This is a genomic window from Pseudomonas sp. Van50, from assembly GCF_055390755.1.
The window spans coordinates 2,129,509-2,153,866 of record NZ_AP024343.1 but is presented as its reverse complement, the minus strand read 5'-3'; the positions used below and the strand labels follow the sequence as shown (position 1 = coordinate 2,153,866).

Annotated in this window: 23 protein-coding genes and 2 pseudogenes; 3 read left to right on the top strand and 22 right to left on the bottom strand. The window is 62.4% G+C overall.

The annotated features are described in order from the left end of the window. Nucleotides 1–14 precede the first annotated feature (14 nt). The 22 genes and pseudogenes from sctF to ACZ5M5_RS09405 all read right to left on the bottom strand — a co-directional run bounded on the left by sctF (nt 15) and on the right by ACZ5M5_RS09405 (nt 20,560). Nucleotides 15–260 carry a type III secretion system needle filament subunit SctF gene (sctF, locus tag ACZ5M5_RS09510; RefSeq protein ID WP_464738932.1) on the bottom strand — a complete coding sequence of 82 codons (246 nt, stop codon included), beginning with the start codon at nt 258–260 and terminating at the stop codon, nt 15–17. Nucleotides 261–281: 21 nt separating this feature from the next. Further along, a complete protein-coding gene (locus tag ACZ5M5_RS09505) occupies nt 282–1,460 on the bottom strand; it encodes a PrgH/EprH family type III secretion apparatus protein (RefSeq protein ID WP_464738931.1) in 1,179 nt (392 codons plus the stop codon). 128 nt (nt 1,461–1,588) lie between these two features. After that, nucleotides 1,589–2,053: a transglycosylase SLT domain-containing protein gene (locus ACZ5M5_RS09500; RefSeq protein WP_060738465.1), complete on the bottom strand. Its 465-nt coding sequence runs from the start codon at nt 2,051–2,053 to the stop codon at nt 1,589–1,591. Beyond that, nucleotides 2,050–3,231: a winged helix-turn-helix domain-containing protein gene (locus ACZ5M5_RS09495; RefSeq protein WP_464738930.1), complete on the bottom strand. Its 1,182-nt coding sequence runs from the start codon at nt 3,229–3,231 to the stop codon at nt 2,050–2,052. The genes ACZ5M5_RS09500 and ACZ5M5_RS09495 overlap by 4 nt, the downstream gene beginning before the upstream one ends. A 341-nt stretch (nt 3,232–3,572) precedes the next feature. Then, a complete protein-coding gene (locus ACZ5M5_RS09490; protein ID WP_207281427.1) occupies nt 3,573–3,830 on the bottom strand; it encodes an acyl carrier protein in 258 nt (85 codons plus the stop codon). 79 nt (nt 3,831–3,909) lie between these two features. After that, nucleotides 3,910–4,691: pseudogene (locus ACZ5M5_RS09485) on the bottom strand (IpaD/SipD/SspD family type III secretion system needle tip protein). A gap of 337 nt (nt 4,692–5,028) precedes the next feature. Next, nucleotides 5,029–6,126 (bottom strand): cell invasion protein, encoded by a 1,098-nt coding sequence (locus tag ACZ5M5_RS09480; RefSeq protein WP_464738929.1) that lies wholly within the window; start codon nt 6,124–6,126, stop codon nt 5,029–5,031. A gap of 24 nt (nt 6,127–6,150) precedes the next feature. Next, on the bottom strand, nt 6,151–7,920 hold the full coding sequence (gene sctE, locus ACZ5M5_RS09475) for a type III secretion system translocon subunit SseC family protein (protein WP_464738928.1): 1,770 nt from the start codon (nt 7,918–7,920) through the stop codon (nt 6,151–6,153). Nucleotides 7,921–7,922: 2 nt separating this feature from the next. Further along, nucleotides 7,923–8,405, bottom strand: coding sequence for a type III secretion system translocator chaperone SicA (gene sicA, locus ACZ5M5_RS09470; protein ID WP_060738471.1), 483 nt, complete (start codon nt 8,403–8,405; stop codon nt 7,923–7,925). A 271-nt stretch (nt 8,406–8,676) separates the two neighbouring features. Beyond that, entirely contained in the window at nt 8,677–9,711 is a 1,035-nt protein-coding gene (locus tag ACZ5M5_RS09465) for an EscU/YscU/HrcU family type III secretion system export apparatus switch protein (protein ID WP_103308495.1), read from the bottom strand. Next, the gene (gene sctT, locus ACZ5M5_RS09460) at nt 9,686–10,489 is read right to left on the bottom strand and encodes a type III secretion system export apparatus subunit SctT (protein ID WP_103308494.1); all 804 of its coding nucleotides are present in this window, start codon (nt 10,487–10,489) and stop codon (nt 9,686–9,688) included. Before sctT ends, ACZ5M5_RS09465 begins: the two co-directional genes overlap by 26 nt. 3 nt (nt 10,490–10,492) lie before the next feature. Beyond that, nucleotides 10,493–10,747: an EscS/YscS/HrcS family type III secretion system export apparatus protein gene (locus ACZ5M5_RS09455; RefSeq protein ID WP_092472850.1), complete on the bottom strand. Its 255-nt coding sequence runs from the start codon at nt 10,745–10,747 to the stop codon at nt 10,493–10,495. A gap of 8 nt (nt 10,748–10,755) precedes the next feature. Continuing rightward, nucleotides 10,756–11,415 (bottom strand): EscR/YscR/HrcR family type III secretion system export apparatus protein, encoded by a 660-nt coding sequence (locus tag ACZ5M5_RS09450; RefSeq protein WP_103308493.1) that lies wholly within the window; start codon nt 11,413–11,415, stop codon nt 10,756–10,758. After that, nucleotides 11,408–12,331: a FliM/FliN family flagellar motor switch protein gene (locus tag ACZ5M5_RS09445; RefSeq protein WP_103308492.1), complete on the bottom strand. Its 924-nt coding sequence runs from the start codon at nt 12,329–12,331 to the stop codon at nt 11,408–11,410. The genes ACZ5M5_RS09450 and ACZ5M5_RS09445 overlap by 8 nt, the downstream gene beginning before the upstream one ends. Beyond that, a complete protein-coding gene (locus ACZ5M5_RS09440) occupies nt 12,328–12,471 on the bottom strand; it encodes a hypothetical protein (protein WP_464738927.1) in 144 nt (47 codons plus the stop codon). The genes ACZ5M5_RS09445 and ACZ5M5_RS09440 overlap by 4 nt, the downstream gene beginning before the upstream one ends. 23 nt (nt 12,472–12,494) lie before the next feature. Beyond that, the gene (locus tag ACZ5M5_RS09435) at nt 12,495–13,196 is read right to left on the bottom strand and encodes a type III secretion effector protein (protein ID WP_464738926.1); all 702 of its coding nucleotides are present in this window, start codon (nt 13,194–13,196) and stop codon (nt 12,495–12,497) included. Beyond that, nucleotides 13,193–13,648 carry a type III secretion protein gene (locus tag ACZ5M5_RS09430; RefSeq protein ID WP_060738477.1) on the bottom strand — a complete coding sequence of 152 codons (456 nt, stop codon included), beginning with the start codon at nt 13,646–13,648 and terminating at the stop codon, nt 13,193–13,195. The genes ACZ5M5_RS09435 and ACZ5M5_RS09430 overlap by 4 nt, the downstream gene beginning before the upstream one ends. Continuing rightward, nucleotides 13,632–14,918 carry a type III secretion system ATPase SctN gene (gene sctN, locus ACZ5M5_RS09425; protein WP_464738925.1) on the bottom strand — a complete coding sequence of 429 codons (1,287 nt, stop codon included), beginning with the start codon at nt 14,916–14,918 and terminating at the stop codon, nt 13,632–13,634. The genes ACZ5M5_RS09430 and sctN overlap by 17 nt, the downstream gene beginning before the upstream one ends. 66 nt (nt 14,919–14,984) lie before the next feature. Beyond that, a pseudogene (locus tag ACZ5M5_RS09420) lies at nt 14,985–17,035 on the bottom strand (EscV/YscV/HrcV family type III secretion system export apparatus protein). 24 nt (nt 17,036–17,059) lie between these two features. Next, the gene (sctW, locus tag ACZ5M5_RS09415; RefSeq protein WP_464738924.1) at nt 17,060–18,166 is read right to left on the bottom strand and encodes a type III secretion system gatekeeper subunit SctW; all 1,107 of its coding nucleotides are present in this window, start codon (nt 18,164–18,166) and stop codon (nt 17,060–17,062) included. After that, the gene (gene sctC / locus ACZ5M5_RS09410) at nt 18,163–19,818 is read right to left on the bottom strand and encodes a type III secretion system outer membrane ring subunit SctC (RefSeq protein ID WP_464738923.1); all 1,656 of its coding nucleotides are present in this window, start codon (nt 19,816–19,818) and stop codon (nt 18,163–18,165) included. The genes sctW and sctC overlap by 4 nt, the downstream gene beginning before the upstream one ends. Before the next feature lie 4 nt (nt 19,819–19,822). Continuing rightward, a complete protein-coding gene (locus ACZ5M5_RS09405; RefSeq protein ID WP_464738922.1) occupies nt 19,823–20,560 on the bottom strand; it encodes a helix-turn-helix domain-containing protein in 738 nt (245 codons plus the stop codon). Between the two features lie 268 nt (nt 20,561–20,828). Here ACZ5M5_RS09405 and ACZ5M5_RS09400 point away from each other — a divergent pair, with 268 nt between their 5' ends. From ACZ5M5_RS09400 to ACZ5M5_RS09390, 3 genes are all read left to right on the top strand, one after another. Beyond that, complete coding sequence (locus tag ACZ5M5_RS09400; RefSeq protein ID WP_464739345.1) at nt 20,829–22,016, top strand: CmpA/NrtA family ABC transporter substrate-binding protein; 1,188 nt, start codon at nt 20,829–20,831, stop codon at nt 22,014–22,016. A gap of 14 nt (nt 22,017–22,030) precedes the next feature. After that, entirely contained in the window at nt 22,031–22,606 is a 576-nt protein-coding gene (locus ACZ5M5_RS09395; protein ID WP_060738484.1) for an ANTAR domain-containing response regulator, read from the top strand. Nucleotides 22,607–23,137: 531 nt separating this feature from the next. Continuing rightward, nucleotides 23,138–24,349, top strand: a complete 1,212-nt coding sequence (locus tag ACZ5M5_RS09390; RefSeq protein ID WP_025212688.1) for a nitrate/nitrite transporter — start codon at nt 23,138–23,140, stop codon at nt 24,347–24,349. Nucleotides 24,350–24,358 lie beyond the last annotated feature (9 nt).

The window sequence follows — 24,358 nt, the reverse complement described above, 5'->3', positions numbered from 1 at the left end:
TGAAAGAGAACGGGTCAGCGAGCCGCCTGGATGATCGCCATGTCGATATCCTTGAAGCCCTTGATCGTGTTGGTCTGGGCGTTGCGGAACACCGTGTAGGAGGAAAACGCGGTCTGGTAGGCCGCCAGTTTTCCGGGGTCTGAAGCATCCGCCTTGAGGTCCACCAGCGCTTGGTCCAAGGCTTCCTTCAGGCCTTGGGCGCCAAGCTCGAAGGCAGCGGCTTGCTTGCCGAGAAAGTCATCGGGGAATAAGGGAAACATGATCGGGATACCAGGCATTCGTTATTCACTCTGCATGTTGGAGAAATGCCAGGACGAAGCGCTCGTCTTGACGTAGCCCTGCGGGCCGGTTTGGAACGACTTGCCCTTGAGTCCGTCGTCCCTGAGCTCGACAGTGAAATGCACGTAGCGGCCACCCCACTGCCGGTAAAAATCGTCGACGTACTGGCGGGCGGCAGCCAGTTCGGCATCCTGCAAATCGCCCGCGACGGCAAACGTGACACTGTCCCCATGCTCGACCCGACTGAAGGTCAGCGAAAGACGCTGCAAACCGCCCTGGGCCAGATCGGCGAGCAGCGCGTCATCCTGCACTTGCAGCACGACGTCGCGGGCATACGGCGCCGCCGCGAGCAAGGTCTCGAGCAGCCTGGCCTGCTGGTCCGGCGTGAGCAGGTTGCGTTGCGCGCTGAGCAGCAGCCGCGGCACCGACGGGTCCTTGAGGTCGAGGAAATGCCAGGCCAGTTGCGGATCATGGTCCACCAGCACCTGCTCCAGCCGGCGCCGCTCCTGGTCCATCACCCGCACGTGCCCGCTCAAGGTGGCGTGGCGCGTCAGCACCTGTCGGCTCCAGCCGGCATCGCGCTCGGACGCCACAAAGACATAAACCCCCTGATCACGCCCGCGCAGCACCTGGACCTGCGCACTGGCGCCCGCCATCAGCTCACGCACATCGGTTTCAGGCGCAGGCGTCGGCATCCACCAGAGGCTGATCGCGACGATCGCTACCGCCAACGCCAGAGCGCCGCCAAGCCCGCGCAGCCACCGCCGGTGCCCACCCAGCAGCACGCCAGTCTCTCCCCGGGCGTCGAGTGGCGAATCGAGCAACTCCGGCGCCCAAGGCTGGTCTTCAGGACGCAAGGCGATATACAGGCCGTCGATCTGCACCCTGGATTGGAAGGCACACTGCCGGACTTGCACGGGGTCGCCGAGCAGCCGCAGCGGCAAACCGTCCGGCGTGACCTGATCGGCCAGCACCTCGAAATTGCACCCGCCGTCCTCCAGGGGCACGAAGAAAGCATCCGCCGGCACGCTGGCTGAATGTGAGCCTTCTGCGAGCACATTCACCGCCCCAACGATGAACAGGGTCGTGCCTTCGCCAAGGGGAAACTCGCAGCCCTGCAAGGGACCATTGAGTATCCGCAGGACACAGGGCTGTGGCGTGGGGGCTGTCAGGACTGTCACCGTCCAGGCTCCAGGGCAGTCAAATGAGCTGCCATGGTAGAAAGGCCGGCCGCCGGCTTCCTGATCGGATTCTGCCGATAGCGTGCGGCAAAGGATCAGAATCCTGCGCCGGCCTGGTCATGGCGCGGTCATCGTCGGGCTTGGGTAAACACTTGATAGCGCTGCCAGACCTTGCGCGCATAACGCAGGCGCGCGGCCTGGCGCCGGGGAGAATTGCCAGCGTTGTAGGCACCGACCGCCGTCCAGTTATAGCCATAACGGGTGATGAACCCGGCCAGCACCGACGCCCCGACCTCCACCGACAGGCAAGGATCGTCCAGCAGGCGTTGTTCGGTAATGCCCTGGGTGCTCAGCCGTGGGAGATGGATGCTGTTGATCTGCATCAGCCCGATATCGCGGGTGCCATCGCGGTTGTGGTTGATGGCATCCGAGCGCAGGCCCGACTCGACCTCGGCAATCGCCTGAAGCAGTTCGGGTTCGATGGCGTGCAATTGTCCCGCCTTGCTCCAGCACCAGGCGTGCGCCTGGGCCATGCCAAACCCCAGGCCGAGACACACCGGCAGGCATAACCACGGTTTGCTGCGCCGCGTCATGCCAGGCGTCTCTCGCGGATCCACACCGGCTGTTCATGAATGCGCACCCGCAGTATCTGCGCCCGGACACAGCCCGGATCATGCGCCAGACACTGGTCAAGCACTTGCAGCGCCTGCTCGTTGCGTTGCCAGAACCAGTGATGCCAGGCATGAAAATACAGCACGTCCGCCTGATCGGCCGACAACAGGCAGCGCCGGAACAACACTTGGGCCGCCTGCTCGCAGCCGCGCAAACTGGTAAGCAACGCCAGGCGCGTCAACGCCGGGATGCTGCCAGGGTCCAGCGCCAACGCACTGGAAACCGCCGAATGCGCCTCTTCGATGGCGCGCTCCGGGTCACCCAGGCCCATCATCGCCTGCCCCAGCCACACATCCGCCAGACCACACCAGGGTGGCGCGTACCCGGCATCGAGTTTCAAACACTGCCTGAACAGCACCCGGGCATCGCACAGGCTTTGCACCGTGTGCTGTTGCACGCTGCACAAGCCATTGAGATACGCCACCGCCACCGGATAGGACCCGCAGCGATCACCGACCGGCCGCAGCCCCGGTACGTGCTGGGCAACCAGGCATGTCAACGTACCCAGCGCCTCCCCCGGATCCCAGGCATCCAGCGTCTGACCGTGCAGCAAGGCCTGGTCGCGTCCACGAATCAACTCGATCGACCAGTGTTGCAACCCGCCCGCACCGATAAAACGACCGTTCAAGCAATAATCCGCCGACAACTGCCCGGCCAACGACCGCACGTCGTCCGAAGCCCCGCAGGCCGCGATCAGACCCGAGGGAATGACATGCAATGCCTCACCGAACGCCGTGGTCAGTTGGCGGATCATCAGATCCTGCAGATCCAGCGCCGCGATCTCGTCCAGATTGCGAAAAGACAACACCGCCAGCGAAGGCGCCACCGCCGTCGCCTCGCTCGGTACGTCGAGCTCGACCACGGAACCGGTGAACCGATAACCCTGGCCGTAAACCGTCGCAATGTAGCCCTTGTTCTCCTTGAACAACTTGCGCAATGCGTAGATACAACGGGTCAACGACTCCTCCGCCGCATCCATCCGGGGCCAGACATGGTCCAGCAGAAAATCCTTGCTGACGACCGTACCCGCCGACTTCAACAACAGACGCAGTACGTGCAGCTCTTTGGGTGGAACATGAACGCCTTGTCCATCTCGCATCAGCGTTCCATCGCTTTGCAATAGCCAGTGGTCAAAAACGAATGACTTGACCAGCGGTTGATCAGTTGCACTGTCCATACTTTGAAACTTCTCTATAGAAAGTTACTGAAGCGCGCGTGAGCCTGTGGGTGTGACAGGCTCGGGATGACGAGCTGCTTGACTATAGGAAGATGCGTAGGAGGATTCCGTAGGTCGCTGAACGTTATTAACGTAGGAAACCGCGACGAGAACCGTAGGAAGGAACTCAATAAAATCAAGATATAAAACTTAACCACACCGCAAAGAGCGAACAAACACGGCAATGAACATTAAAAACGCTTTACCCCCTGGATAGGTACCCATCAAGGGCTATTCCCTATATGTCTCTGCACCGAGTCGACTACATCCTGCACTGTCCTCCACGCCTCCACCTCTCCTTCGGGCAGCTCGATACCGAAAGCGTTATTAAGCGCCAGGACAAGCTCCACCAGACTCATGGAATCGATAAACAGGTCCTCGACCAACCGCGAAGCATCGCCAATGACCCGATCACTGGGGGGAATACCAAGCGCCAATGATTTGATGACGGCCTGGATACTTTCGCTTAGATTTTCTGACATTTTCTTTCCTGAAAAGAATCTGACAGGCGTGGAACAATACACGCCATGCCAGATTGAATATTGCAGCCGTTGCTCGACCTTAGAAGTTCAACATCGCCCTCAACATATCCGCATACTGATTCAAATGCGCCGACAAAGTCTTATTGAAGTTATCGTGATAAGCGTTGGCGTTCGAATACTTCTGCGTGAAGGACTGCAATCTGTTTTTCAGAAGTTCCTCCTGGGCGTTGAAGCCGGTTTGCCAGGCGTTGAATGCGGCCGTATCGAGCTTTACCTTGTCGCCATAATCCTTCAGCCCGTCGTGCATCACATTCAACGGCCCGATGTCGATGACCACGCACCAGGGACCGTTCGGCTTGGGATTTTGCTGAAGGCAACTGTCAGGCAGGCCCAGCGCCTTGAGCCATTTTTCCGCGTCTTCCTTGCTCGCTCCGGTATCGGGGGGGCCGGAAAGAGCATGGCGGCAGGGTTGGGCAGGGAATATTTTGCAATCAGTTTTTCCAGTGCCTCGCGCAACGGGCCCGCACTTAACTCGACCTCTTTACCGTCGTTAACCCCTTCGACCCAATCCTTCATCATCGCGGTGATTTCGGTGTTGAAATCGGAGAAGAAGTCCGAATAGGCCGAGATGATGTGTTCGTAGCCGGCGAGGTAGCCGTTCTTGATCAGGTCGATCAGCTCAAGGAGTTTGTCGAAGAAGTCGTTCGATGAGTTTATCGTCGCATCCAAGGCCTCGGCGATCTCGAGGGGCTTGCCCTGCTCCAGGTGTTCCTGGAGGGCCCGGAGGATTTTGCCTTGTTCGTCATTGAGTTGCTGGCGCTGGCTGTTGTCCAGAAGCCCCGTGCCCTGGCTGTGGGTCATCACGGCAACGCACTGGCGAACCTGTACGGCCCACATTTGCGCTCGATCACGTTTGGCGTGGATCAGTTCGACAAACTCCGCGACAAGGTGCTGCGTTGTGGACTCGACGGCGTCGCCCTGCACTGGCTTGGCGATGATGGACGGGCACTTGAGCAGATGACCAAGGCTGCGGTTCATCGCGTTCATGGACCGATCGAGCAGATTCGTCAGGGAACTGACCGTTTGAATCTCAGCCGGTACGTCTGGAGGCGGGGCTGCATCGGTGATGGCCTCCACGTTCGGCAGCAGTACGATAGGCGAACGAATAGATTGAGTGATTTCCATAGGCCTCGCTCCTTCACGCCGTCACGGCACGAATGCCATCGCTACGGGATTGGAAAAGCTGCATCACCGTGTCCATCATTTTTTGCAGCAGCGCCGCGTCGGCCCCATCCCTCTGGCTGACTTCATCAGCCAGGCTCTTCTGGCTGCTTTGCGCACTTTGCATCAGCACTTCTTTCTCCTTCGCCGCGAGCTCGGTCAGACGCACCATACTCGTGACCACTTGGCTGAAGCTCATCGACAGGGTGCTGAGGGCGCGACCGATTTCCAGTTTCCTTTCGATCCCCTTGCTGCCCATCTGGCTCAGCCAGTCGGAGGTCTGGCCGACCTTCTGGGCCTTGAGGATCTCCCCGTCGAACCAGGCACGTTCCTTGTCCGTCAGTGTCGAACCCTTGGGTTTGAAGTCGACCGTTTTCGGCCGAGCGAAATCATCGAAGGTCTTGATCTTGTAGGTGGTCTGCGGGTTCCACTCATTGCGACCGCGTTCCAACGTGAGGTCGCGTTCCAGGTTGCCGGCATCCATGGCATTACGACGGTTCACGTCGATGTCGGCATGCTTCAACGCCTGGCCCTGGAAGGTCTTGACCATGGCAAACCCGGCGATGGCGCCGGACACCACCGCGCCGGTGATGGCGCTGTTCAGCGCCGCCCGGCCCGACTCGACAATGGCCGCGCCCTGGGATTTCGCCGCCTCAGAAGCCATGACGCTGAAGTGGCCGCGCAGTTGCGCATTGGCGACCCGCGCGACGTTCAAGGCAATGATCGCGGCCACCAGGACGTTGGCGTGTTTCTCCCAGGCGCCCGGGTCAAATGCCAGGTCGGTGCGCACGTCATCGCTGACCATCGACAACGCTTCAGCGAAGTCCTCCTGGTCCGATTCAGTGGGCTGGTAGGCGTTGATCCGGCTTCCCAGTTCCGCAGCCGAAGGGCCTGCGAAGTGACCGTTCTGGAGGATTTGCTTTGCAGCGATCTGGTCGAGGATCGGCGAATCCTCAAGGGATTTGCGTTTTGAAAATTGCTCTTGGGCGATCAACTCGCTCAGCCCTGCGTCATTGATCCGGTCGTGGTCAATGACAGGGGATGCGATGGTGGTTGGAACGTAAATAGTGCTCATCGTAGATACCTGTTGTCCGTGATTTCAAACATGCCTGACCATTTGCAGGCTGACGGAATGGCTGCGTTGCATATCGGCAAACAAGTGCTCGATCTGGCGGGTTCGTTCCTGCATCGCCTGGCCATAGTTGCTGACCACCTGAGTCAGGTAGGCGCTGATTTCCTCGCTGATAGCCATGCGTACCCGCACATCGGCCAGGTGCACGGCAGCCTGGACCTGGTGCTGGCCGCTTTTGATCTGCAACCCGCCCTGCACCGCGACGTGGCCGAACTCGGTGACGGCCTGGGCGATTTCCAGGTTGGCGGCATAACGGGCCAGCAATACCGGATCGGCACCGTTGGTGATGAAGCCGCGCAGTTGGGTGAGCATCTGGGTCAGCGTGTTGCCGACCGAGCTTGCCACTTGCTTCATCGCTTGCATGGCGGCGGGCGCGGCCTGGGCGGCCACCGACGCCAGTTTCGAGGCGACGGCACTGACCATCGGCCCGATCACCTGCACCCCGACCACGGCCACCAGCGCGACGGCAGCCAGCGTCGAAACGACACCCTGGATCATGCCGGCGATCTGCGCGATTTCCTTGGCCTTGTCTTCATCGACACCCAGCTCCATCAGCATCTTGGTATAGATCTCGGTGAACAGCTTGATGGCTTCCTGCATGACGAGGGTCAGCGGCTTCATCGCTTCGGCCATGAACGACACGCCGGTTTTGTCCTGGATCACCGAGTCGGCAATCATCACGGCCGCACCGACCACGCCCACGGCGATGAGCACCGGGTTGGCGGTCAAGACACCGGCGGCGATGGTCGCCACGGTCAAGATCGCCCCGACGATCTTGCCGATGCAGCCCATGGTCTTTTGCAGGGCCTCGGCCTTGCGGACTTCTTCCAGGTACTTTTCCGACTCGCGCTGCATGTGCGCCTGGAGCCTGGCTTGCAGTTCCTGGAACAGCTCCTGGCTGAGCTCCTCTTTGTTTTGCGCCGACTCGCCGAGCAACTCGATGATTTTCAAGCGGTTCAATAGCGCCAGCGCACTGCTGCTGAGGGCCTTTTCGTCGGTTTGCTTGGGGGTCGAACTCGTGGCGCTGAACACCAACACTTTGCCGAACACCACGCTCACCGTTTTCGCGCAGGCGTTGGCGACCTCGATCAGTTTCAGATGCGCATCGGTGGCGGTCTGCAGGGTCTGGACCTGGCTGGTCAAGTCGCCGCGGATCTGGTCGCGCCGGGCCAGCTCCTGGGCATATTCGGGGGACTCCGGGTCCAGCTGCGCCAGTCGCGCCTCGCTTTCTTGAAGCAACGCCTGGACATGCAGGACCCGCTCCTGCAATTGATCGAGGTGTTCCTGGCTGCTCCCGACGCTGCCCTCGGCCGCCGTCATGGCCTCGACGGCGGCGGTGTATTCAGCCGACAGGTTTTCATGGGCCTGTTGCCTGGCGCCGGCCATGCTCTGCAGCATGGCCAGGCGGTTTTTCAGCTTCTTGACGTCGACCTCGCCGATCAGCTCGCTGATCATCGCCATCAACAGGGTGAACAGGTCGCCGTTGGTTTCCTGTTTGTTGCCATCGGCGCGCGGTGGCGGCGCATATAGCATGGGCCGGCCTGTAGAGGCGGCGGATGTGCCGGTTTGACCTTCGTATTTCACTGACATCAGGTCCGCCAGCGCTTTCTGGCCAGCCTCCTGGAAATCCGCGGTCCGAGCGGCCTTGCTGGCCGCCGCGGCGTATTTTTCAAAGGCCTCGCTGCGGCTCATCGCGCCGTGAAGCGCCGGGTTGAAAGTAGCCCTTATTTCACTCATGTTCAGTCCTCCGAACAGTGCTGTTCCATGTGGGCCAGGGTGTCGAGATACACCTTGGCCTGCTCGCGCAGGTCGTCTTGCGGGGCTTGCTCAAGCACGTACTCGAAACACAACCGAGCCTTGCCGACCTTGCCCAGGGCCAGATGACATTGGCCGGTGTAGAGCATCGGCCGGTAGTCGTTGCTGCCTTGGGCAAAGGCGATGGCATACAGGTCGATTGCCTTTTGGTGGTTTTGCTTGAGCTGGTGCACCGCCGCCAGTCCCATCCAGTAATGGCTGTTGTAGAAGTCGTAGATGCACAGGAAGTGAAAGAACTTCTCGGCATCGTCCAGCCGCCCCTGTTCGTAGAACTGGAAGGCGAAGGCATAGAGACTGTCCATGTGCTCGTCACTGAGGCCTTGCACGTCCTTCAACGCCGCGCCACCGAGCACCGCGTCGACGACGTCCAGGGCCACCTGCTCGTCTTGTTTGTTGTCACGACTCATCAGCCACACTCCTGAAAAAACGTCAGCGTCGCTGACCGGTGCATTGGGCCAAAACACCGATAGGCCACGCTGCCAAATTGCGCTCATCAATCCCTTTGTGGCGAGGGAGCAAGCTCGCGCTGGGCTGTGTAGGAGCTGGCGAAGCCTGCGATCTTTTGATCTTTCGCTTGAGACTCAAGTGCCAGGGGAAAGATCGCAGCCTCGCTCCGCTCGACAGCTCCTACAGGCCCAGCGCGAGCTTGCTCCCTCGCCACAGGGGCTTTGCCTGGCTTCAGGCCTGTTCGACCTGCTCCAGCCAGATCAACAGGCGCAGCACCTCCTCGACTTCCTGCACCTGCAGAAAGCTGTAGCGCTGGTGGGTCTTGAAGATCCGTCGGGCCAGGGCGACGTCGTTGATCACCGGCACCCCGACCTCCTTGGCGTATGCCCGGACCGCCAGGGCACGCTGGTTGGTCTCCATCAGGGAAATGAACGGCAGCAGGGTGATTTCCGGGCGGAAATACACGCCGATGGCAATGTGGGTCGGGTTGGCGATGATCATCCGCGAGCTGCGCACATCGGACTTGACCTGCTCCGACAACAGCTCCATGTGCAGGTCGCGGCGGCGCCCCTTGATCTGTGGGTTGCCGTCCTGCTCCTTGTGTTCACGCTTGACCGAATCCTTGTCCATCATCTGGTCTTTCATGAACAACCAGTACTCGCTGAGGGCATCGAGCACGACGATCAGCAGGACACAGGCGAGAAATGCCAGCACCAACACCAGCAACAAACGCCCCCAGATCGCGAACAACGCCGGTGCCTGGACGAACAGTTGGGCGAAGATCAATTGCCGCTGGGTGATCCAGACGATCCACAGCGCCGTGGCGAAACTGCCCAGGTACAACAGCGCCTTGAGCGTGTCCTTGACCGTGCGCAGGCTGAACAGTTTTTTGAAGCCATTGATCGGGTTCAACGCACCCAGGTTTAGCTTCAAGGCTTCGCTGGCCAAGGCAAAACCGCTTTGCAGCAAGGCAGGCAAGGCACTGGTCAGCACGCACACCAACAACAACGGCAGCAACGCCTTGAGGCCGATCAGCACCAGCATCACCGAGTAGGCCTGCAGGTCGGCGTCAAAATCGCTGGCGATGATCCGCCGGTAGACCTCCATGACCTCGACTAACGAGCTGTTGAACACCATGTAGCTGATGCCGCAGAGGGTCAGGCAGGTGATGACCAGGTCCTTGGCCTTGAACGTCTGGCCTTTGCGCGCGGCATCACGCAAGCGCTTGGCCGTGGGTTTCTCAGTCTTCGAGGCGCTGGATGACATCACCCTCCTCCCCACCGCCCAGCGCCTGCGCCACGCCGTCGGCCATCGTGCCCATGCGCAAGACTTCGTCCGGCAGATGTACGCCGAAGTACAGCATCAGCACCACCAACGCCACCAGGCTCTTGACCGTCAGTGACACAGAGAAGGCATTCATCTGCGGCGCATAACGCGAGAGCAAGCCCAGCAGCGCCTCGCTGACCAGCAAGGTCGCCACCACCGGCGCACTGATGACCAGCGTCTTGCTCACCAGCGCATCCAGCAACCCGAGCACCGCCGGCAAGTGCAACTGACAGCCGCTCGCCGGTGCACACAGGCGATAACTGTGGCCAACGGTTTCGAGCATCAACAGCATCCCGCCACCGGCGAGATACACCGCCGCGGCAAACAACTGGAGAAAATTCGCCAGCTCCGAGGTGTCGACACCGTTGGCCGGATCCATGGTGCTGCTGAGCATCGCCCCGCGCTGGTTGTCGATCAGGTTGCCCATGGCGTGCAACACCCAGAACGGCCAGCCCAACAGCATTCCCAACAGCACGCCGATACTCGCCTCGCGCAGCACCAGGCCGAGGAACGCCAGGCTGTCGAGGGCGGGTGCGGGCACACCGATGTAGCGCCAGAACCCCAGCGCCACCAGAACAATCACCGCCTGACGCGCGACACCGGTGAGCACGCCGCTGTTGAGAAACGGCAACATGAAAAAAATCGGTGCCAGCCGCGCCACACCCAGGACCGCTGCGGCGAACCAGGCGTACAGGTCGAAAAACAACGCCACCGACATCGGCTAGCTCAACGCCAGGCGGATAACTTCACGACTGAAATCCAGCAGCGTTTCGCCGTACCAACCCGAGAGCAAAAACAGGCAAGCGGCAACCGCCACCAGCTTGAAACCAAACGGCAGCGTCTGCTCCTGCAACTGGGTCACGGTCTGGATCAACCCAACCACCAGGCCGACTACCGTGGCGACAATGATCGGCCAGGCCACCATCAGCAGGATCAGGTACAGGGTTTTGTTGCCGGCATAGACCAGATCGTTCATCGGTGCACCTAAGCCAGCAAGGTCAGGTATTGCTTGACCAGCCCGGTCGACAGCAGCGCCCAACCGTCCAGCGCGACAAACAGCACCAGTTTGATCGGCACGGAAATGATCACCGGGCTCATCATCATCATGCCCAGCGCCAGCAGGATGCTGGAGATCACCAGGTCGACGATCACGAAGGGCAAGTACAGGTAGAAGCCAATCTTGAAGGCACTCTTGATTTCACTCAGGGCATAGGCCGGCAACAGCGCAAACAGCGAGGGCTCAAGTTCTTCATCGGCAGGCAGGCCCGCGTCGGATTCATCCTGGAGCGCCTGGGCCCGCTCGAAAAACTGCGCCAGCTCCGGGTCGGTGTAGGTGCGCAGGTAATCCTTGTAACTGCCCAGGCCGTTCTCGGCGAAGTTCACCACCGACTCGACATCGGTAAAGGCCACCGCCTCGCGCTTGTAGTAGTCATGGCCCTGCTTCATGACCGGCGTCATGACGAAAATCGCCAGCATCAGGGCAATCGCATTGAGCGCCATGTTCGACGGCACCTGCTGCAGGCCCAACGCGTTGCGCACGATGATGAACACAATGGAAAACTTGAGGTAGCACGTGCCCGCCGCCACCAGGAACGGCAGCAGCGACGCGAACGCCAACAGCGCGATCAGCGAGACATCATTCATCGGCGCTGGCCCGATAGACCTGGAGCAATTCGACACCCAACTGACCGTCCAACCGCACCAGCTCCCCGCGGGCCACCGGCTTGCCGTTGGCCCGCACCTCGATGTGCCGCGCCGCGTCCTCGGTCAGCGGGATCAGTTGCCCATCGATGATGCGCGACAAGGTGGCCAGGTCGGTTTCATGGCTGGGGAGCAGGAACTCCAGGCGCACCGGGAGCGCTCCCAGGTCGATCGTCGCGTCGGTTTCTGGCGGGTTATCCGCATTGGCATCGGTCACGCTCGGTTGCATGTGTAGACCCTCCTGGGTAAAGGTGAAAGTGCCAAGGCAGTAGTCGGCCAGCCAACAGCGCTGAGAACCCTGGACGATGCGCACGACATCGCCCTCTTCCAGGCGCATCCGGCTGGCGCGGCTCAGGTGGCTGACGCCGAGCATCAACTCCAGGCGCAACGGCAATTCGTCCAGCCATGAATCGACACCCACGCGCTCGCTGGCAACGGGTGTCGGCGGTAGTTGCAGCAACCACAGGCGCCCCCGTGGGGTTTCGAGCCAGGGCAGCTCGCAGGTAGGCAATCGCGCCGGGGCGACGCATTCGATGTCGGACAGCGCCCGGTACTGCAGCTCCTCCACCTCCAGCAGCAAGGGACGTGGCAGCGCCCGAAACAACTCGACGATATTCATCAACGACGTCTCCACCTTCAGTAACGATTGCAACTGTGGAAGCGCGCGATACAGCCAGTCATGGGCCGCGATCAACCCTTGCCAGTGGCCGCCGTCGCCGTGGGCGCAGAAACGCAAATAGCCGTCATGCCCTGGCACCTGGCCCAACCCCGTGTCCCGACCGGCCCGTCGCCAACGTTGAACCGCCTGGGCCTGGGCATGGGCCAACGGCTCGACACGTCGTAGCGGCAACGCGCTCATGCCGGACGCTCGACCTGCTCGTCCTGCTCCTCATCCGGCGCCTGATGCGAGCCCTGGCGCGACTGCTCGCCGCCACTGTCGGCCAGCCGCCAGGCCGGTTCCCGGGCCAGCTCGAAAGGCGCCTTGAGTTGCTCGAACACCAGGGTATTGCTGGGGCTGAGCGTCAGGCTCCGGGGGATTCTTCGGGCACCCGGGTAATGGTTATCTGTCCACTGGCAGCCCCTCTATTGAACGGTACTTGCAGCACGCCCCAGCCCGTGTCCGGCAACGCCTCGACCATCACCTCAAGCATTGGCGGCGCTGGTGGTAGTGCCGCTGAAGGGAGGGCCGCTGGGGCAACGGCCGGCGCCTGGCGCGGGCCTTGAGCGCTCATCGGCGCCTGGGGCAACGGTTGTTCGTCGAGACGGGGTGCAGTGAAAGGCTCCACCGCCAGCGGTTCAACCAATGCCGACACCGCCGCTTTATCGACGCCAGGGGCCACAGGCTCCAGGCGTTGCGGCAACGCGTATTGGGTTGACTTGCCGAACGGAGGGCCTGCCTGTGGAAAAGCCTGGGTTTTCCGGGCAACCCACCGTTTGCCAGCAGGCTCAACCCCCTCCGTATCACGGCCAAACGGCCGGGCTTCATCGCGCTCGACCGCCAGCGCCGCCTGCCCCACCTTCATCGCCTGCCTGGTCAGCGTCAGGGCGGCTTCCATCAGGGGGCGCCGAGGCAGAATCAGCGCCGTCACCAGGTCCAGCACACCTTGTGGCAGTTCATCCTCTTGCACCGGGACGAGTTGATCCAGCAGCTCATCCAGCGGACCTTCGTCGACGGGCTCCAGGGCCTGGACCGGCCCCGTGGGCACTGCAAAGACCTCGTTCATCGCCGCACTCCGATCATCTCTTCCAGCTCCCGTTCTTCGCGGCGCACCGCCTCGAGCCGTTGCCCACGCAACAGCTGTTGGACGCCGCGCGCATACTTGTCGTGTCTGCGTTGCAGCCCACGCAGTTGCTCGCGCTGCGCCTGCAACTGTTGCTCGACCTGCCGGTACTGCTGATCCACGCGGTCACGCTCGACACGCAGCAGGTCGATGCGTCGCCGGATGACCGCCTGGGTGCGCAACAGCGCCAACAACTGGCCGTGATCCAGCACACAATCATTGGCTTGATGGCTGCTCAACAAACGTTGCAGCGCCGCCTCTTGCTCCTCGACAGCGGACTGTTCCTGGCGCAGCGGCTGCAATTGACGCTGGACACGCAACACGGCCTGCTCGCCGCGTTGCCGGCGGAACAGACTGAAGGCCAGCAGGCGTCGTCGATCAAGCAATGATTTCATGCAGGCTCCGCAGGGTTTCATCTGGCTCACTGGATTGATCCGTCGGCTGGCGCAACCATTGGTCGAGGGCTTCGCGACGTTGCAGCGCGTGATCATTGGCCGCGTCCGCGCCCGGGCTGTACTCGCCCATGTCGAGAAACACCTGCAACTGTTCAAGGCGCGCCAGGGCGTCGCGAGTCGCGGCTGCCAATTGCCGAACCTCTGGCGTAGTGACCTGCGTCGCCACCCGGCTGACGCTGCGCAAGACATCGATGGCCGGGTAATGCCCCTTGGCGGCCAAGGCACGGCTAAGGTAGACGTGGCCGTCGAGAATGGAGCGAATCTCCTCGGCGATCGGATCCGGCTCGTCGTCGCTTTCCAGCAGCACGGTGTACCAGGCCGTGATGCTGCCCGACGCGGTCACACCCGGACGTTCCAGCAGGCGCGGCAAGGCATCGAACACCGAGGCCGGATAACCCCGCCGCGCCGGTGCTTCACCGGCGGCCAAGGCCAGGTCGCGGCGCGCGCGGGCGTAGCGGGTCAACGAGTCCAGCAACAGCACCACGCGCCGGCCCTGGTCGCGAAAATACTCGGCGATGGTGGTGGCCTGCAGCGCCGAGTTGCAGCGATCCACCGAGGAAAAATCCGACGTGGCGTACACCACCACGCAACGGGAATGCTTGGGCGACTGGCGCAAATGCTCGATGAACTCGGTGACTTCGCGCCCGCGTTCGCCAATCAGGCCAATGACAAAAACCTCCGCGTCCGTGTGTTCGATCAGCATGTTGATCAAGGTGGTCTTGCCGGAACCGGCGGCGGCAAAAATGCCGATGCGCTGGCCGACGCCGCAGGTCAGCAAGCCGTCGATGACGCGAATACCGGTGCGCAGCGGCTCCACCACCGGGCGTCGCTGCTGGTACGACGGTGGGTCGGCATCCACCGCACAATCGCGCTGGGCGACCGCCGTCGACGGCGCCAGGCGCTCGACGATAACGCCCTGGGGATCGACCACGCTGCCGAGCAAGGCGTCACTGCACGTCAACTGCAAAGTCGAGCCGGTGGGCACGATCATCGATTCCCGGGACAAGCCTTTCGCCTCGCCCAGCAAACTGAGCAGCACCGCGCCAGGCTTGAAGCCGATGACCTGCGCCCTGGCTGCGACCTGGGGCGAACGCCAATGCCGGCGCACTTCACAGATTTCGCCGACCACCACCTCACTCAGCGCCGCTTCGATCAATGGACCGCTCAAACGCAAGGGATGGGCCGCCCGTCTTTCCAGCTGGACATTCATCGTCACGGCTGCTCAGCCAGCGTTTCAACAACCTGCAAAAAGATGTGCGACATGGGGCAGATCTCCTCAAAGCGTCTTGATGACATTGACCGAGACATTCTCGGAAACCTCGCCGAACGACATGACGTCCAGCTCCCGGAAACGTCCCTCGATCAGTTTCTTGATGTAGCGCCGCACGTCGACCGAACACAGCAGCACCATGTCCTTGTGGGCGATGTGCACGCTGTCCAGGCCGACACTGAGACGGTCCATCAGCTCTTCCGAGTCGGCCGGCTCCAGGTTGAGGAAATTGCCGCCCGAGGTTTGTCGGATGCCCCGGCGGACCACGTCCTCGAACTCCGCCGACAACAGCAACACCCGCAGGTCGTTGCCCTGGGCGAACTTGTTACTGATGTAGCGAGCCATCGCGCCGCGAACGTGTTCCACCAGCGCCAGCACATCCTTTTCCCGGGAGGCCCAATGGGCGAGGGATTCGAGGATGAGCTTCATGTTGCGCACGGAGATCCGCTCGCCGATCAAGCGTTGCAGCACTTCGGCGATCTTCTGCACCGTGACGTGGCGATAGACTTCCTTGAGCAGGTCGGGGTAACGCGCTTCCATTTCGTCGAGCAACTGCTTGGTTTCCTGCACGCCGAAAAACTCCTGGATGTTGCGCGCCAGCAACGTGACCAGGCAGCGATAACACTCTTCGTCGGCAGGCCGCAGGTGATAACCCAACTGCTGCACCCGCTCCCGGTCGGCACCCGTAACCCAGACGCCGCCCAGGCGATTGCTGTCGGTGCCGCGCACCAGGGCAAAGCCCAACGGTTCCAATTCGGGGAGTAATCCAGCAGGCGCCAGTGATCGAAATGAATATCGAACTGCTCGGCGCGCACTTCATTGATCAGCACCGCCACTTGATGGACTGGCAGCACCTCGCTGGCCCGCAGCCGCGGTTCGGGAATGCGCAACCCGTAATCGACGAAAAACTGGCTGCGAAAGCGCGCCGCCCAACGATTCTTCTCCAACGCTTGCAGGTGCGCCGGGGGCACCAGCAGCATCAGGGCGATGGTTTCGGTCGCAACGTTGTCGACGTCATCGATCAGTCCCGACGCCCCCGGCCCCGCGCCGGCCTCGGCAGGTTCGCTGCGGCTTTCCCCCGATCCAGCCGGGCGCGAGGCGCGGCGATGGCGCACGAACACCACCAGCCCCAGCACCGCGGCGATCGAGAGAAATGTCGGCAGTGGAAAACCGGGCAACAGGCCCACGCCCACCGCCAGCAACGCGGTGACGCCCAGGACGAACGGGTTGCCCAGCATCTGGGTGAGCATGTTGCGCCCCAGGTTGCTGTCATCGCCGTTGACGCGGGTGACGATGAAACCGGCGCCGATGGCGATCAGCAGCGCCGGGATCTGGGCGACCAGGCCATCGCCGATGGTCAACAGGGTGTAGGTCGACAGGGCCGTGGACAGGTCCATGCCCAGTTGCCCGACGCCGATGGCCATGCCGCCGATGAAGTTGACGAAAATAATGATGATGCCGGCGATGGCATCGCCCTTGATGAATTTCATCGCCCCGTCGAAAGAACCGTACAGCTGGCTTTCACGTTCCAGCACGCTGCGTTTTTCCCGCGCCTGGGCCGCATCGATGGCGCCGGCCTTGAGGTCGCCGTCGATGCTCATTTGCTTGCCGGGCATGCCGTCCAGGGAGAAGCGCGCCGCCACTTCGGCCACCCGTTCCGAGCCTTTGGTAATCACGATGAACTGGACAATGGTGACGATGGAAAAAATCACGAAGCCCACCACCAGGCTTTCGCCGATCACGAAGTCACCGAAGGAAGCGATGATCTCGCCGGCATCGGCCTGGCTGAGAATCAGCCGGCTGGTGCTGATCGACAGGGCCAGGCGAAACAAGGTCGTCAACAGCAGCAGCGCCGGGAACGTCGAATAGCTGAGGATGCGCTCGATGTAGAACGAGCCCATGAACACCAACAACGAGATGACGATGTTCAGGCCGATGAGAAAATCCACCAGCACCGTCGGCAGGGGGATGATCAGCATGGCGATGATCATCACCATCAAGGTCAGGATCAGCAGCTCCGGACGCGCGCCGACACTTCGCAGGAACACATTAAGCATTTCAGGCCAGGCTCCGCGACAAGATCATGGCTGACCGCCGGACTGGCGCTGTTCGATGCATTCGTGGGCATAGGCGACGTCGGCCAGGCGGGTGAACTGAATGGCCAGGCGTTGTGGCGCCTCTTCATCGGCAAACAATGGCGGCGGCAATTGCAGGCTGAGCCGCCGCAGGGTTTGCAGCAACGTCGAACGCTCGCGGTGGGCACTGAGCAGCACCTGCTCGCCCAACGCCCCGAGCAGTAGCTGGTCGAGGTCGTCGGGGTAGGTCAACACGCCGAGCAGGAACACCAGCCATTCGGTCTCATGGGGGTTGTGCCGACAGACCAGTGCATCGCCGAGCACGGCGCCGATAAACAGCCCATCGGCCGAACGCAAGCGCTTCAGGTCGGTCACCCGGGTCAACAGTTGACCGAACTCAAGGCGCGAGCAACTGGGGTCCTGGGCGCTGATATCAGTCAGCAACGCGGCTTCGATGAAGACCAGCACATTCATGCGCTGTGCCGGGCCGTACAGGGCGATCCAGTCCTGGTAGCAACCGAGCGGGCCTTCGTCGGACTCGAGAAAATCCCGGTAGGTTTCGCGCAACAGCCCGGCCCTGACGGCCATGCTCTTGCCGAACATCCTGGCCTTGAGCGCGGCGTTGATCCCGGCGTTCATGCGCTTGGGGGAGCCTTGGGCAACCACCGTCTGCAAGAGCGTTTCGAGGCGCTGGCGGGTGTGGGTTTCCAGGTTGCGGCGGCGCAACAACGCCCGCAGCACCAGCGCCAGGTCGCTGTCATCGGGGAACAGGCGGCGCGCCATCTGCAGCAACCAGGCCACGGGCTTGTCCGCTAGCCGCGCCAGGCTCAGCACCTGCCGGGCCTTGGGCACGGTGTCGTCCTCCAGCACGCGTTCGAAGGTGTCGGTCAGGGCTTCGGACTTGAGCTCGAACAACCGTCGGGCACGGAACTGCGTCAGCGCCGCCGACAACTCGTCGCTGATCTGCACGATGCGCTGCGCCACGGCCGCCGTTGCGCTGTCGTCCAGCGTCGCCTCGGCGTCGACTTGCGGTTGTGGATGTTCGGCGGCCTTCTCGGCATTCAACCGGGCCTGGGCGGCCCGGCCGCCCATGGAAACCGGTGGCAGGATCATTGCTCGGACATCCGGAAGTACATTCGCCGCACGCGCTCGTGCTGCTCAGGGGTCAGCAACGGCATGCCCAACTCCACCGTGGCGGACTCAAGGGCGTCGCGGATCTCCTTGGGCTGGATCAGAAACACCCGCACCGTGTTGGCCGAGCGGCCCTGGCGATAGCTGAACAAACGGCCGATCCACGGAATCGACCCCAGCACCGGCACGCGGCCGATCTGCTCGCCGTGATCGTCACGGGTGAAGCCGCCCACCAGCAGGCTCTTGCCCTGGGGCACCCGCGCCACGGTACTGATGCGGGTACGCCCGACCGTCGGCAACGCACTGGGCTGCTCACCCCGGCCGGGATTCTCGACTTCGTTGCCATCCTCGATATTGAGCGACATCTCGATCTCGTCGGCCTGGGCGAAACGCGGCAGCACGTTGACCAGGGTGCCGTAGGTGATGTGCTGCAGATCGACACTGCGCTCCCCCACCAGTGGGGCGTAGAACGTGCGGTTGTTGTCGAAGATCGCCGGCACGTTTTCCTGCGTCAGGATCACCGGTCGCGAGACCACGTTCGCCCGGTGGGTACGTTCCAGCGCCATGACCTGGGTCACGAACGAGGCGCCGTCGAGGGTGGTGGCCGAGCCGGCGTTGAGCGAGGCGCTGAACTGCCCGCCTGACTTCACCGCGCCCTGCCAGTTGATGCCCAACTGGTTGAGCTCATCCTTGTGCAGGTCGATGATCCACAGCGACAACTCGACGTGGCGTTTCGGCGTGTCGAGGGCGTTGACCAGGTTCTCGATGAAACGCACCTGCTCCGGCAGCCCCTTGACCAGCAGGCTGTTGGTATCCGGGTAGGCCACCACCCGAATGTTGCCGGCGGCCACCTCGCGGGCAATGATGCGTGGGGCCGTCGGGTCCTGGTCCGAAGAGGTGTTCGCCAGGCCTTCGAGGGGAAACACCGGCATCGTCCCCCGCGGTCGCGGTTCGGGGGTTTGCGCCACCGACGGCTCGACCTGTTGCTGCTCACCGCGCAACAACGCTTCGATCACGGTGGCCAGCCCGGGGATGGTCACCTTGTCGTCGCGCAGCTCATATTGGCGGTCACTGACGAAGGTGTTGCGCACATGGATGACGCCAATCTGTTGCTTGCCCAGCAGCAGTTCCGAGCGCTGGTTGTCCATCAACCCGGCCGCTTGCACCACCAGGTCGACATACATCGGCGGCCCCGACACATGGAACGTCCGCAGCCCGTCGTGGCGCAACGGATAACGCCCATCGTGCAAGCCCGAACGCCCGAGGAACGCCTGGAGCTTGGCGACGGTCAAGGTCTGCAACGACATCATCGCGCTCTTGATTTCCGAGGCGTCATACAGATAGATCGCCTGGCCATCGCTGTACCAGATCAACCCCATCTGCGCGCTGACCCGCTCGAACGTCCGTTGCGGCGTGCGCAGATCGAACGTCCCGCCAATGCGCTTGGCCGCTGCGGCCTTGCTGACGATGACCGGCTTGCCCAAGGCCCCGGACAACTCGCTGAAAAACGTGCGCGCGCTCTGTTCCCGGGCCTCGAAGGTATAGACATTGGCGGCCGCGGCAACGGGTGCCAGCAGCCACGCGCCGTTCAAGCAGAGGAATAACAGGACCCGGGATAACGAACGAGGGATCATCGATTCACTTGCCTGGCAGGTAGGTGATATCGGCCAGGCTGCTGGGGGTAAAACCCACCAGCTCGCGAATCTCCTTGGAGAAATGTGACGAAGAGGCGAAGCCGAACTCCAGCGCGACATCGGTCAGCGAGCCGTCCCCAAGGCTCATGTTCAGCAACGCCTGGGCCGTGCGCCAACCGCGCAAGGCCGGCTTGGCCGCGCTGCCCAGGGCCTGGTGGCAGAGCCGGCGAAAATGCGAGACCGACACGCCATAACGCTGCGCCAGGGTAGTCAGCTTTTCACTGCGGGTGCCTTGCTCCAGCAAAAAACGCACGAGCCCGTAGCTCTCGTGATGCCGCAACAGGCGAGCGACAGCGTGATAGGCCTCGGTGCCATCCATCGCTTGCCCGATGTACCAGCGTTCGAGCCGTTGGGGCGAGCGGACGGTTTCGCCGGCCACCGGCAACAAGGCCCATGGCAGCGCGTCCAGCCGTTGCCCGACATCCACCAGGGCATCGCTCATATCCAGGAACGCCTGCAGCTTGACCAGCGTCGCTTCGCACACCGGCGTGACATGCAGCTCGCCACCACTGAAGCGCAGGGAATCGTTCTGTACCAACAACCCCTCCCAACCGACGGGCAGGCAGTGGCTGCGGCCCAACCCCGCAGCATTGAGCTGAACCGGGGACTGGGCCACGCGCAGGTGCAGCACGCGTTCGCCCAGATCAGGCAAGGCCGTGGCGCGAATTGATTTGTCCTGCATACCGTCTCCTTTGCGACGTGGCGTTGGAAGGAACGACAGGATGAAAGACCCGACGCCGGGAATCTTGATGGAAAGGTGATGAGGGCCGGGCTGGCATATGCCTTGCACCATTACTGTTCATCGGCGCCCATGCCGACGGCCAAATGAGTGCCAGACTGATTAAAGGGACAACGGCGGCGTCTTCGGCCCGGCTCTGGCATTTGGCTCGGACACGGCGCTTTTTTTATGTGTAAAGGTGAAGCGCGATGAATGAAGTTCCAGCCAACCCCTGGCCTGGGTCAATGGCAGCGATGCCCCGGAAAAGAGCGCGGTCAACCTCGGTTTCATGGCCCTGAGCGACTGCGCCCCGGTGGTGGTCGCCGCCACCCAGGGCTTCGCCCAACCCTACGGCCTGACCCTGAACCTCAAGCGCCAGGCATCCTGGGCCAACCTGCGGGACAAACTGGTCAGCGGTGAAATCGATGCCGCCCACAGCCTGTATGGCCTGGTCTACGCCGTGCACCTGGGCATCGGCGGGGTCGCACCGACCGACATGGCGGTGCTGATGGGGCTGAATCAGAACGGCCAGAGCATCAACCTGTCCCATGGCTTGCAGGCCCAGGGCGTGACCAGTCCTGAAGCACTGGAACGACACGTGCACCAAACTCGCCCGAAACTGACCTTCGCCCAGACCTTCCCCACCGGCACCCACGCCATGTGGCTCTATTACTGGCTCGCCGCCCAGGGCATCCACCCCTTGTCGGACGTCGACAGCGTGGTGGTGCCGCCGCCGCAAATGATTGCGCACCTGCAAGCCGGGCGCATCGACGGCTTTTGTGTCGGCGAGCCGTGGTGCGCCAGCGCGGTGAAACAGAACCTCGGTTTTACCCTGGCAACCACCCAGACCATCTGGCCCGACCATCCGGAAAAAGTCCTGGGCTGCACCCGGGCGTTCGTCGAGCAATACCCCAATACCGCCCGGGCCTTGGTGATGGCGATCCTCGAAGCCAGCCGCTTCATCGAACAAAACAGCGAAAACCGTCGCAGCACCGCGCAACTGTTGAGTGCCCCCGAATACCTCGACGCCCCGCTGGACTGCATCGAGCCCCGCTTGCTGGGGATCTACGCCGATGGCTTGGGCAACAGTTGGCAGGATCCCCACGCCATGCGTTTCCACGGCAATGGCGAGGTGAACCTGCCGTACCTGTCCGACGGCATGTGGTTCATGACCCAGTTCCGTCGCTGGGGCCTGCTGCGCGAAGACCCGGATTACCTGGCCGTGGCCCGGGACGTCCAGCAGCTCACGTTGTACCGTGAAGCCTGTGCGGCGCTGGACATCGCGTCCCCGGGCCAGGACATGCGCAGCAGCCAACTGATCGACGGCATTACCTGGGACGGCTCGGACCCGGCCGGGTACGCCCGCAGCTTCAAACTGCACGCCTTGAGCGATGCGGCTCCCCTTCTCGCCAGCCGCTGACAGGAGCCACGACCATGCTGCGTATCCTGCTGATCAACGACACCGCGAAAAAAGTCGGCCGCCTCAAGGCCGCCCTGATTGAAGCCGGCTTCGAAGTGATCGACGAATCCGGCCTGACCATCGACCTGCCGGCGCGCGTCGAAACGGTGCGTCCGGATGTGATCCTGATCGATACCGAGTCACCCGGACGCGATGTGATGGAGCAAGTGGTGCTGGTCAGTCGTGACCAACCACGACCGATCGTCATGTTTACCGACGAGCACGACCCCAATGTGATGCGCCAGGCGATCAAGTCGGGCGTCAGTGCCTACATCGTCGAAGGCATCCACGCCGCACGCCTGCAACCGATCCTCGACGTGGCCATGGCCCGCTTCGAAAGCGACCAGGCCCTGCGCGCCCAACTCCTGGCCCGGGACCAGCAACTGGCCGAACGCAAGCGCATCGAACTGGCCAAGGGCATGCTGATGAAGATGAAGGACTGCAACGAAGAACAGGCCTACACCCTGATGCGCCGCCAGGCCATGAGCCGCCAGCAGAAGCTGATCCAGGTGGCGGAGCAGATCATTGCCATGAACGAGTTGCTCGGCTGAAAGCCTTGTAGCGCCTGGCCTGGCGCTATCGCGAGCAAGCTCGCTCCCACAGGTCCAGGGGTGAACACAATATTTGCGAACACCCCCAACCAACTGTGGGAGATCATTGCCATGAACGAGTTGCTCGGCTGAAAGCCTTGTGGCGCCTGGCCTGGCGCCATCGCGAGCAAGCTCGCTCCCACAGGTCCAGGGGTGAACACAATATTTGCGAACACCCCCAACCAACTGTGGGAGCCGAGCTTGCTCGCGATGGCGGCCCTGCATTCAACATCACCTTTGACTGACCTGCTCGCGATAGCCCTCACGCCAATCCCTACTGTTGGCACAGATCTCGCTTAAACAAACCCACAGGTAACCAACGGCGGTTGCCCCACCTACGACAAAGACGTCGCACACCCTCCTTGCCTCTCTGGCGATCCGGGTTGCGGCGTTTTTTTGTTTTGGCTCTTCGGAGCCGGTGGTGCGACCACAGACGGCGCACTGCTCTAAGCACTGACTCATTTCTCGAGACTTTTACAGCTGAGGTGCGCGATGAATTCAAGCTTCTGGAAATCCGGCCACACCCCGACACTGTTCGCGGCCTTCCTCTACTTCGACCTGAGTTTCATGGTCTGGTACCTGCTCGGCCCACTGGCGGTGCAGATCTCCGCCGACCTGCACCTGACCACCCAACAACGCGGCCTGATGGTGGCGACGCCGATCCTGGCCGGTGCCGTACTGCGCCTGTTCATGGGCCTGCTGGCCGATCGGATTTCGCCGAAGACCGCCGGCATGGTCGGCCAGGTGATTGTGATCGGTGCGCTGTTCTGCGCCTGGAAACTGGGCATCCACAGCTACGAGCAAGCCTTGTTGCTGGGCTTGTTCCTGGGCGTGGCCGGCGCGTCGTTCGCCGTGGCCCTGCCGCTGGCGTCCCAGTGGTATCCGCCACAGCACCAGGGCAAGGCCATGGGCATCGCTGGCGCCGGTAACTCGGGCACCGTGCTCGCAGCGTTGATCGCTCCAGTGATGGCGGTGGCCTTCGGCTGGACCAATGTGTTCGGCTTCGCGCTGATCCCCCTGGTGCTGACCCTGGTGCTCTTCGCCTGGCTAGCCAAGAACGCCCCCGAGCGGCCGAAAGCCAAATCCATGGCCGACTACCTCAAGGCCCTGGGCGATCGTGACAGCTGGTGGTTCATGTTCTTCTACAGCGTGACCTTCGGCGGTTTCATCGGCCTGGCCAGCGCCCTGCCCGGCTATTTCAACGACCAATACGGCCTGAGCCCGGTCACCGCCGGCTACTACACCGCCGCCTGCGTCTTCGGTGGCAGCCTGATGCGGCCCTTGGGCGGTGCCCTGGCGGACCGTTTCGGCGGCATCCGCACCTTGCTGGGCATGTACACCGTAGCGGCGGTCTGCATCGCGGCGGTGGGCTTCAACCTGCCGAGCTCCTATGCGGCCCTGGCCCTGTTCGTCTGCACCATGCTCGGTTTGGGTGCGGGTAACGGCGCGGTGTTCCAACTGGTGCCACAACGCTTCCGTCGCGAAATCGGCGTGATGACCGGGCTGATCGGCATGGCCGGCGGCATCGGTGGCTTCGCCCTGGCGGCGGGCATGGGGGCGATCAAGCAAAGCACCGGCAGCTATCAACTGGCGCTGTGGTTGTTCGCCAGCCTCGGTGTCCTGGCCTGGTTCGGCCTGCACGGCGTCAAGCGTCGCTGGAGAACCACTTGGGGTTCGGCCGCCGTCACCGCTGCTCGGGTATAACCTGCAACC

What these genes read in the sequence shown, in the direction of transcription:
- sctF (WP_464738932.1), bottom strand. Translation starts at nt 260, where the DNA reads ATGTTTCCCTTATTCCCCGATGACTTTCTCGGCAAGCAAGCCGCTGCC.
- ACZ5M5_RS09500 (WP_060738465.1), bottom strand. Translation starts at nt 2,053, where the DNA reads ATGACGCGGCGCAGCAAACCGTGGTTATGCCTGCCGGTGTGTCTCGGC.
- ACZ5M5_RS09495 (WP_464738930.1), bottom strand. Translation starts at nt 3,231, where the DNA reads ATGCGAGATGGACAAGGCGTTCATGTTCCACCCAAAGAGCTGCACGTA.
- ACZ5M5_RS09490 (WP_207281427.1), bottom strand. Translation starts at nt 3,830, where the DNA reads ATGTCAGAAAATCTAAGCGAAAGTATCCAGGCCGTCATCAAATCATTG.
- ACZ5M5_RS09480 (WP_464738929.1), bottom strand. Translation starts at nt 6,126, where the DNA reads ATGAGCACTATTTACGTTCCAACCACCATCGCATCCCCTGTCATTGAC.
- sctE (WP_464738928.1), bottom strand. Translation starts at nt 7,920, where the DNA reads ATGAGTGAAATAAGGGCTACTTTCAACCCGGCGCTTCACGGCGCGATG.
- sicA (WP_060738471.1), bottom strand. Translation starts at nt 8,405, where the DNA reads ATGAGTCGTGACAACAAACAAGACGAGCAGGTGGCCCTGGACGTCGTC.
- ACZ5M5_RS09465 (WP_103308495.1), bottom strand. Translation starts at nt 9,711, where the DNA reads ATGTCATCCAGCGCCTCGAAGACTGAGAAACCCACGGCCAAGCGCTTG.
- sctT (WP_103308494.1), bottom strand. Translation starts at nt 10,489, where the DNA reads ATGTCGGTGGCGTTGTTTTTCGACCTGTACGCCTGGTTCGCCGCAGCG.
- ACZ5M5_RS09455 (WP_092472850.1), bottom strand. Translation starts at nt 10,747, where the DNA reads ATGAACGATCTGGTCTATGCCGGCAACAAAACCCTGTACCTGATCCTG.
- ACZ5M5_RS09450 (WP_103308493.1), bottom strand. Translation starts at nt 11,415, where the DNA reads ATGAATGATGTCTCGCTGATCGCGCTGTTGGCGTTCGCGTCGCTGCTG.
- ACZ5M5_RS09445 (WP_103308492.1), bottom strand. Translation starts at nt 12,331, where the DNA reads ATGAGCGCGTTGCCGCTACGACGTGTCGAGCCGTTGGCCCATGCCCAG.
- ACZ5M5_RS09435 (WP_464738926.1), bottom strand. Translation starts at nt 13,196, where the DNA reads ATGAACGAGGTCTTTGCAGTGCCCACGGGGCCGGTCCAGGCCCTGGAG.
- ACZ5M5_RS09430 (WP_060738477.1), bottom strand. Translation starts at nt 13,648, where the DNA reads ATGAAATCATTGCTTGATCGACGACGCCTGCTGGCCTTCAGTCTGTTC.
- sctN (WP_464738925.1), bottom strand. Translation starts at nt 14,918, where the DNA reads ATGAATGTCCAGCTGGAAAGACGGGCGGCCCATCCCTTGCGTTTGAGC.
- sctW (WP_464738924.1), bottom strand. Translation starts at nt 18,166, where the DNA reads ATGATCCTGCCACCGGTTTCCATGGGCGGCCGGGCCGCCCAGGCCCGG.
- sctC (WP_464738923.1), bottom strand. Translation starts at nt 19,818, where the DNA reads ATGATCCCTCGTTCGTTATCCCGGGTCCTGTTATTCCTCTGCTTGAAC.
- ACZ5M5_RS09405 (WP_464738922.1), bottom strand. Translation starts at nt 20,560, where the DNA reads ATGCAGGACAAATCAATTCGCGCCACGGCCTTGCCTGATCTGGGCGAA.
- ACZ5M5_RS09395 (WP_060738484.1), top strand. Translation starts at nt 22,031, where the DNA reads ATGCTGCGTATCCTGCTGATCAACGACACCGCGAAAAAAGTCGGCCGC.
- ACZ5M5_RS09390 (WP_025212688.1), top strand. Translation starts at nt 23,138, where the DNA reads ATGAATTCAAGCTTCTGGAAATCCGGCCACACCCCGACACTGTTCGCG.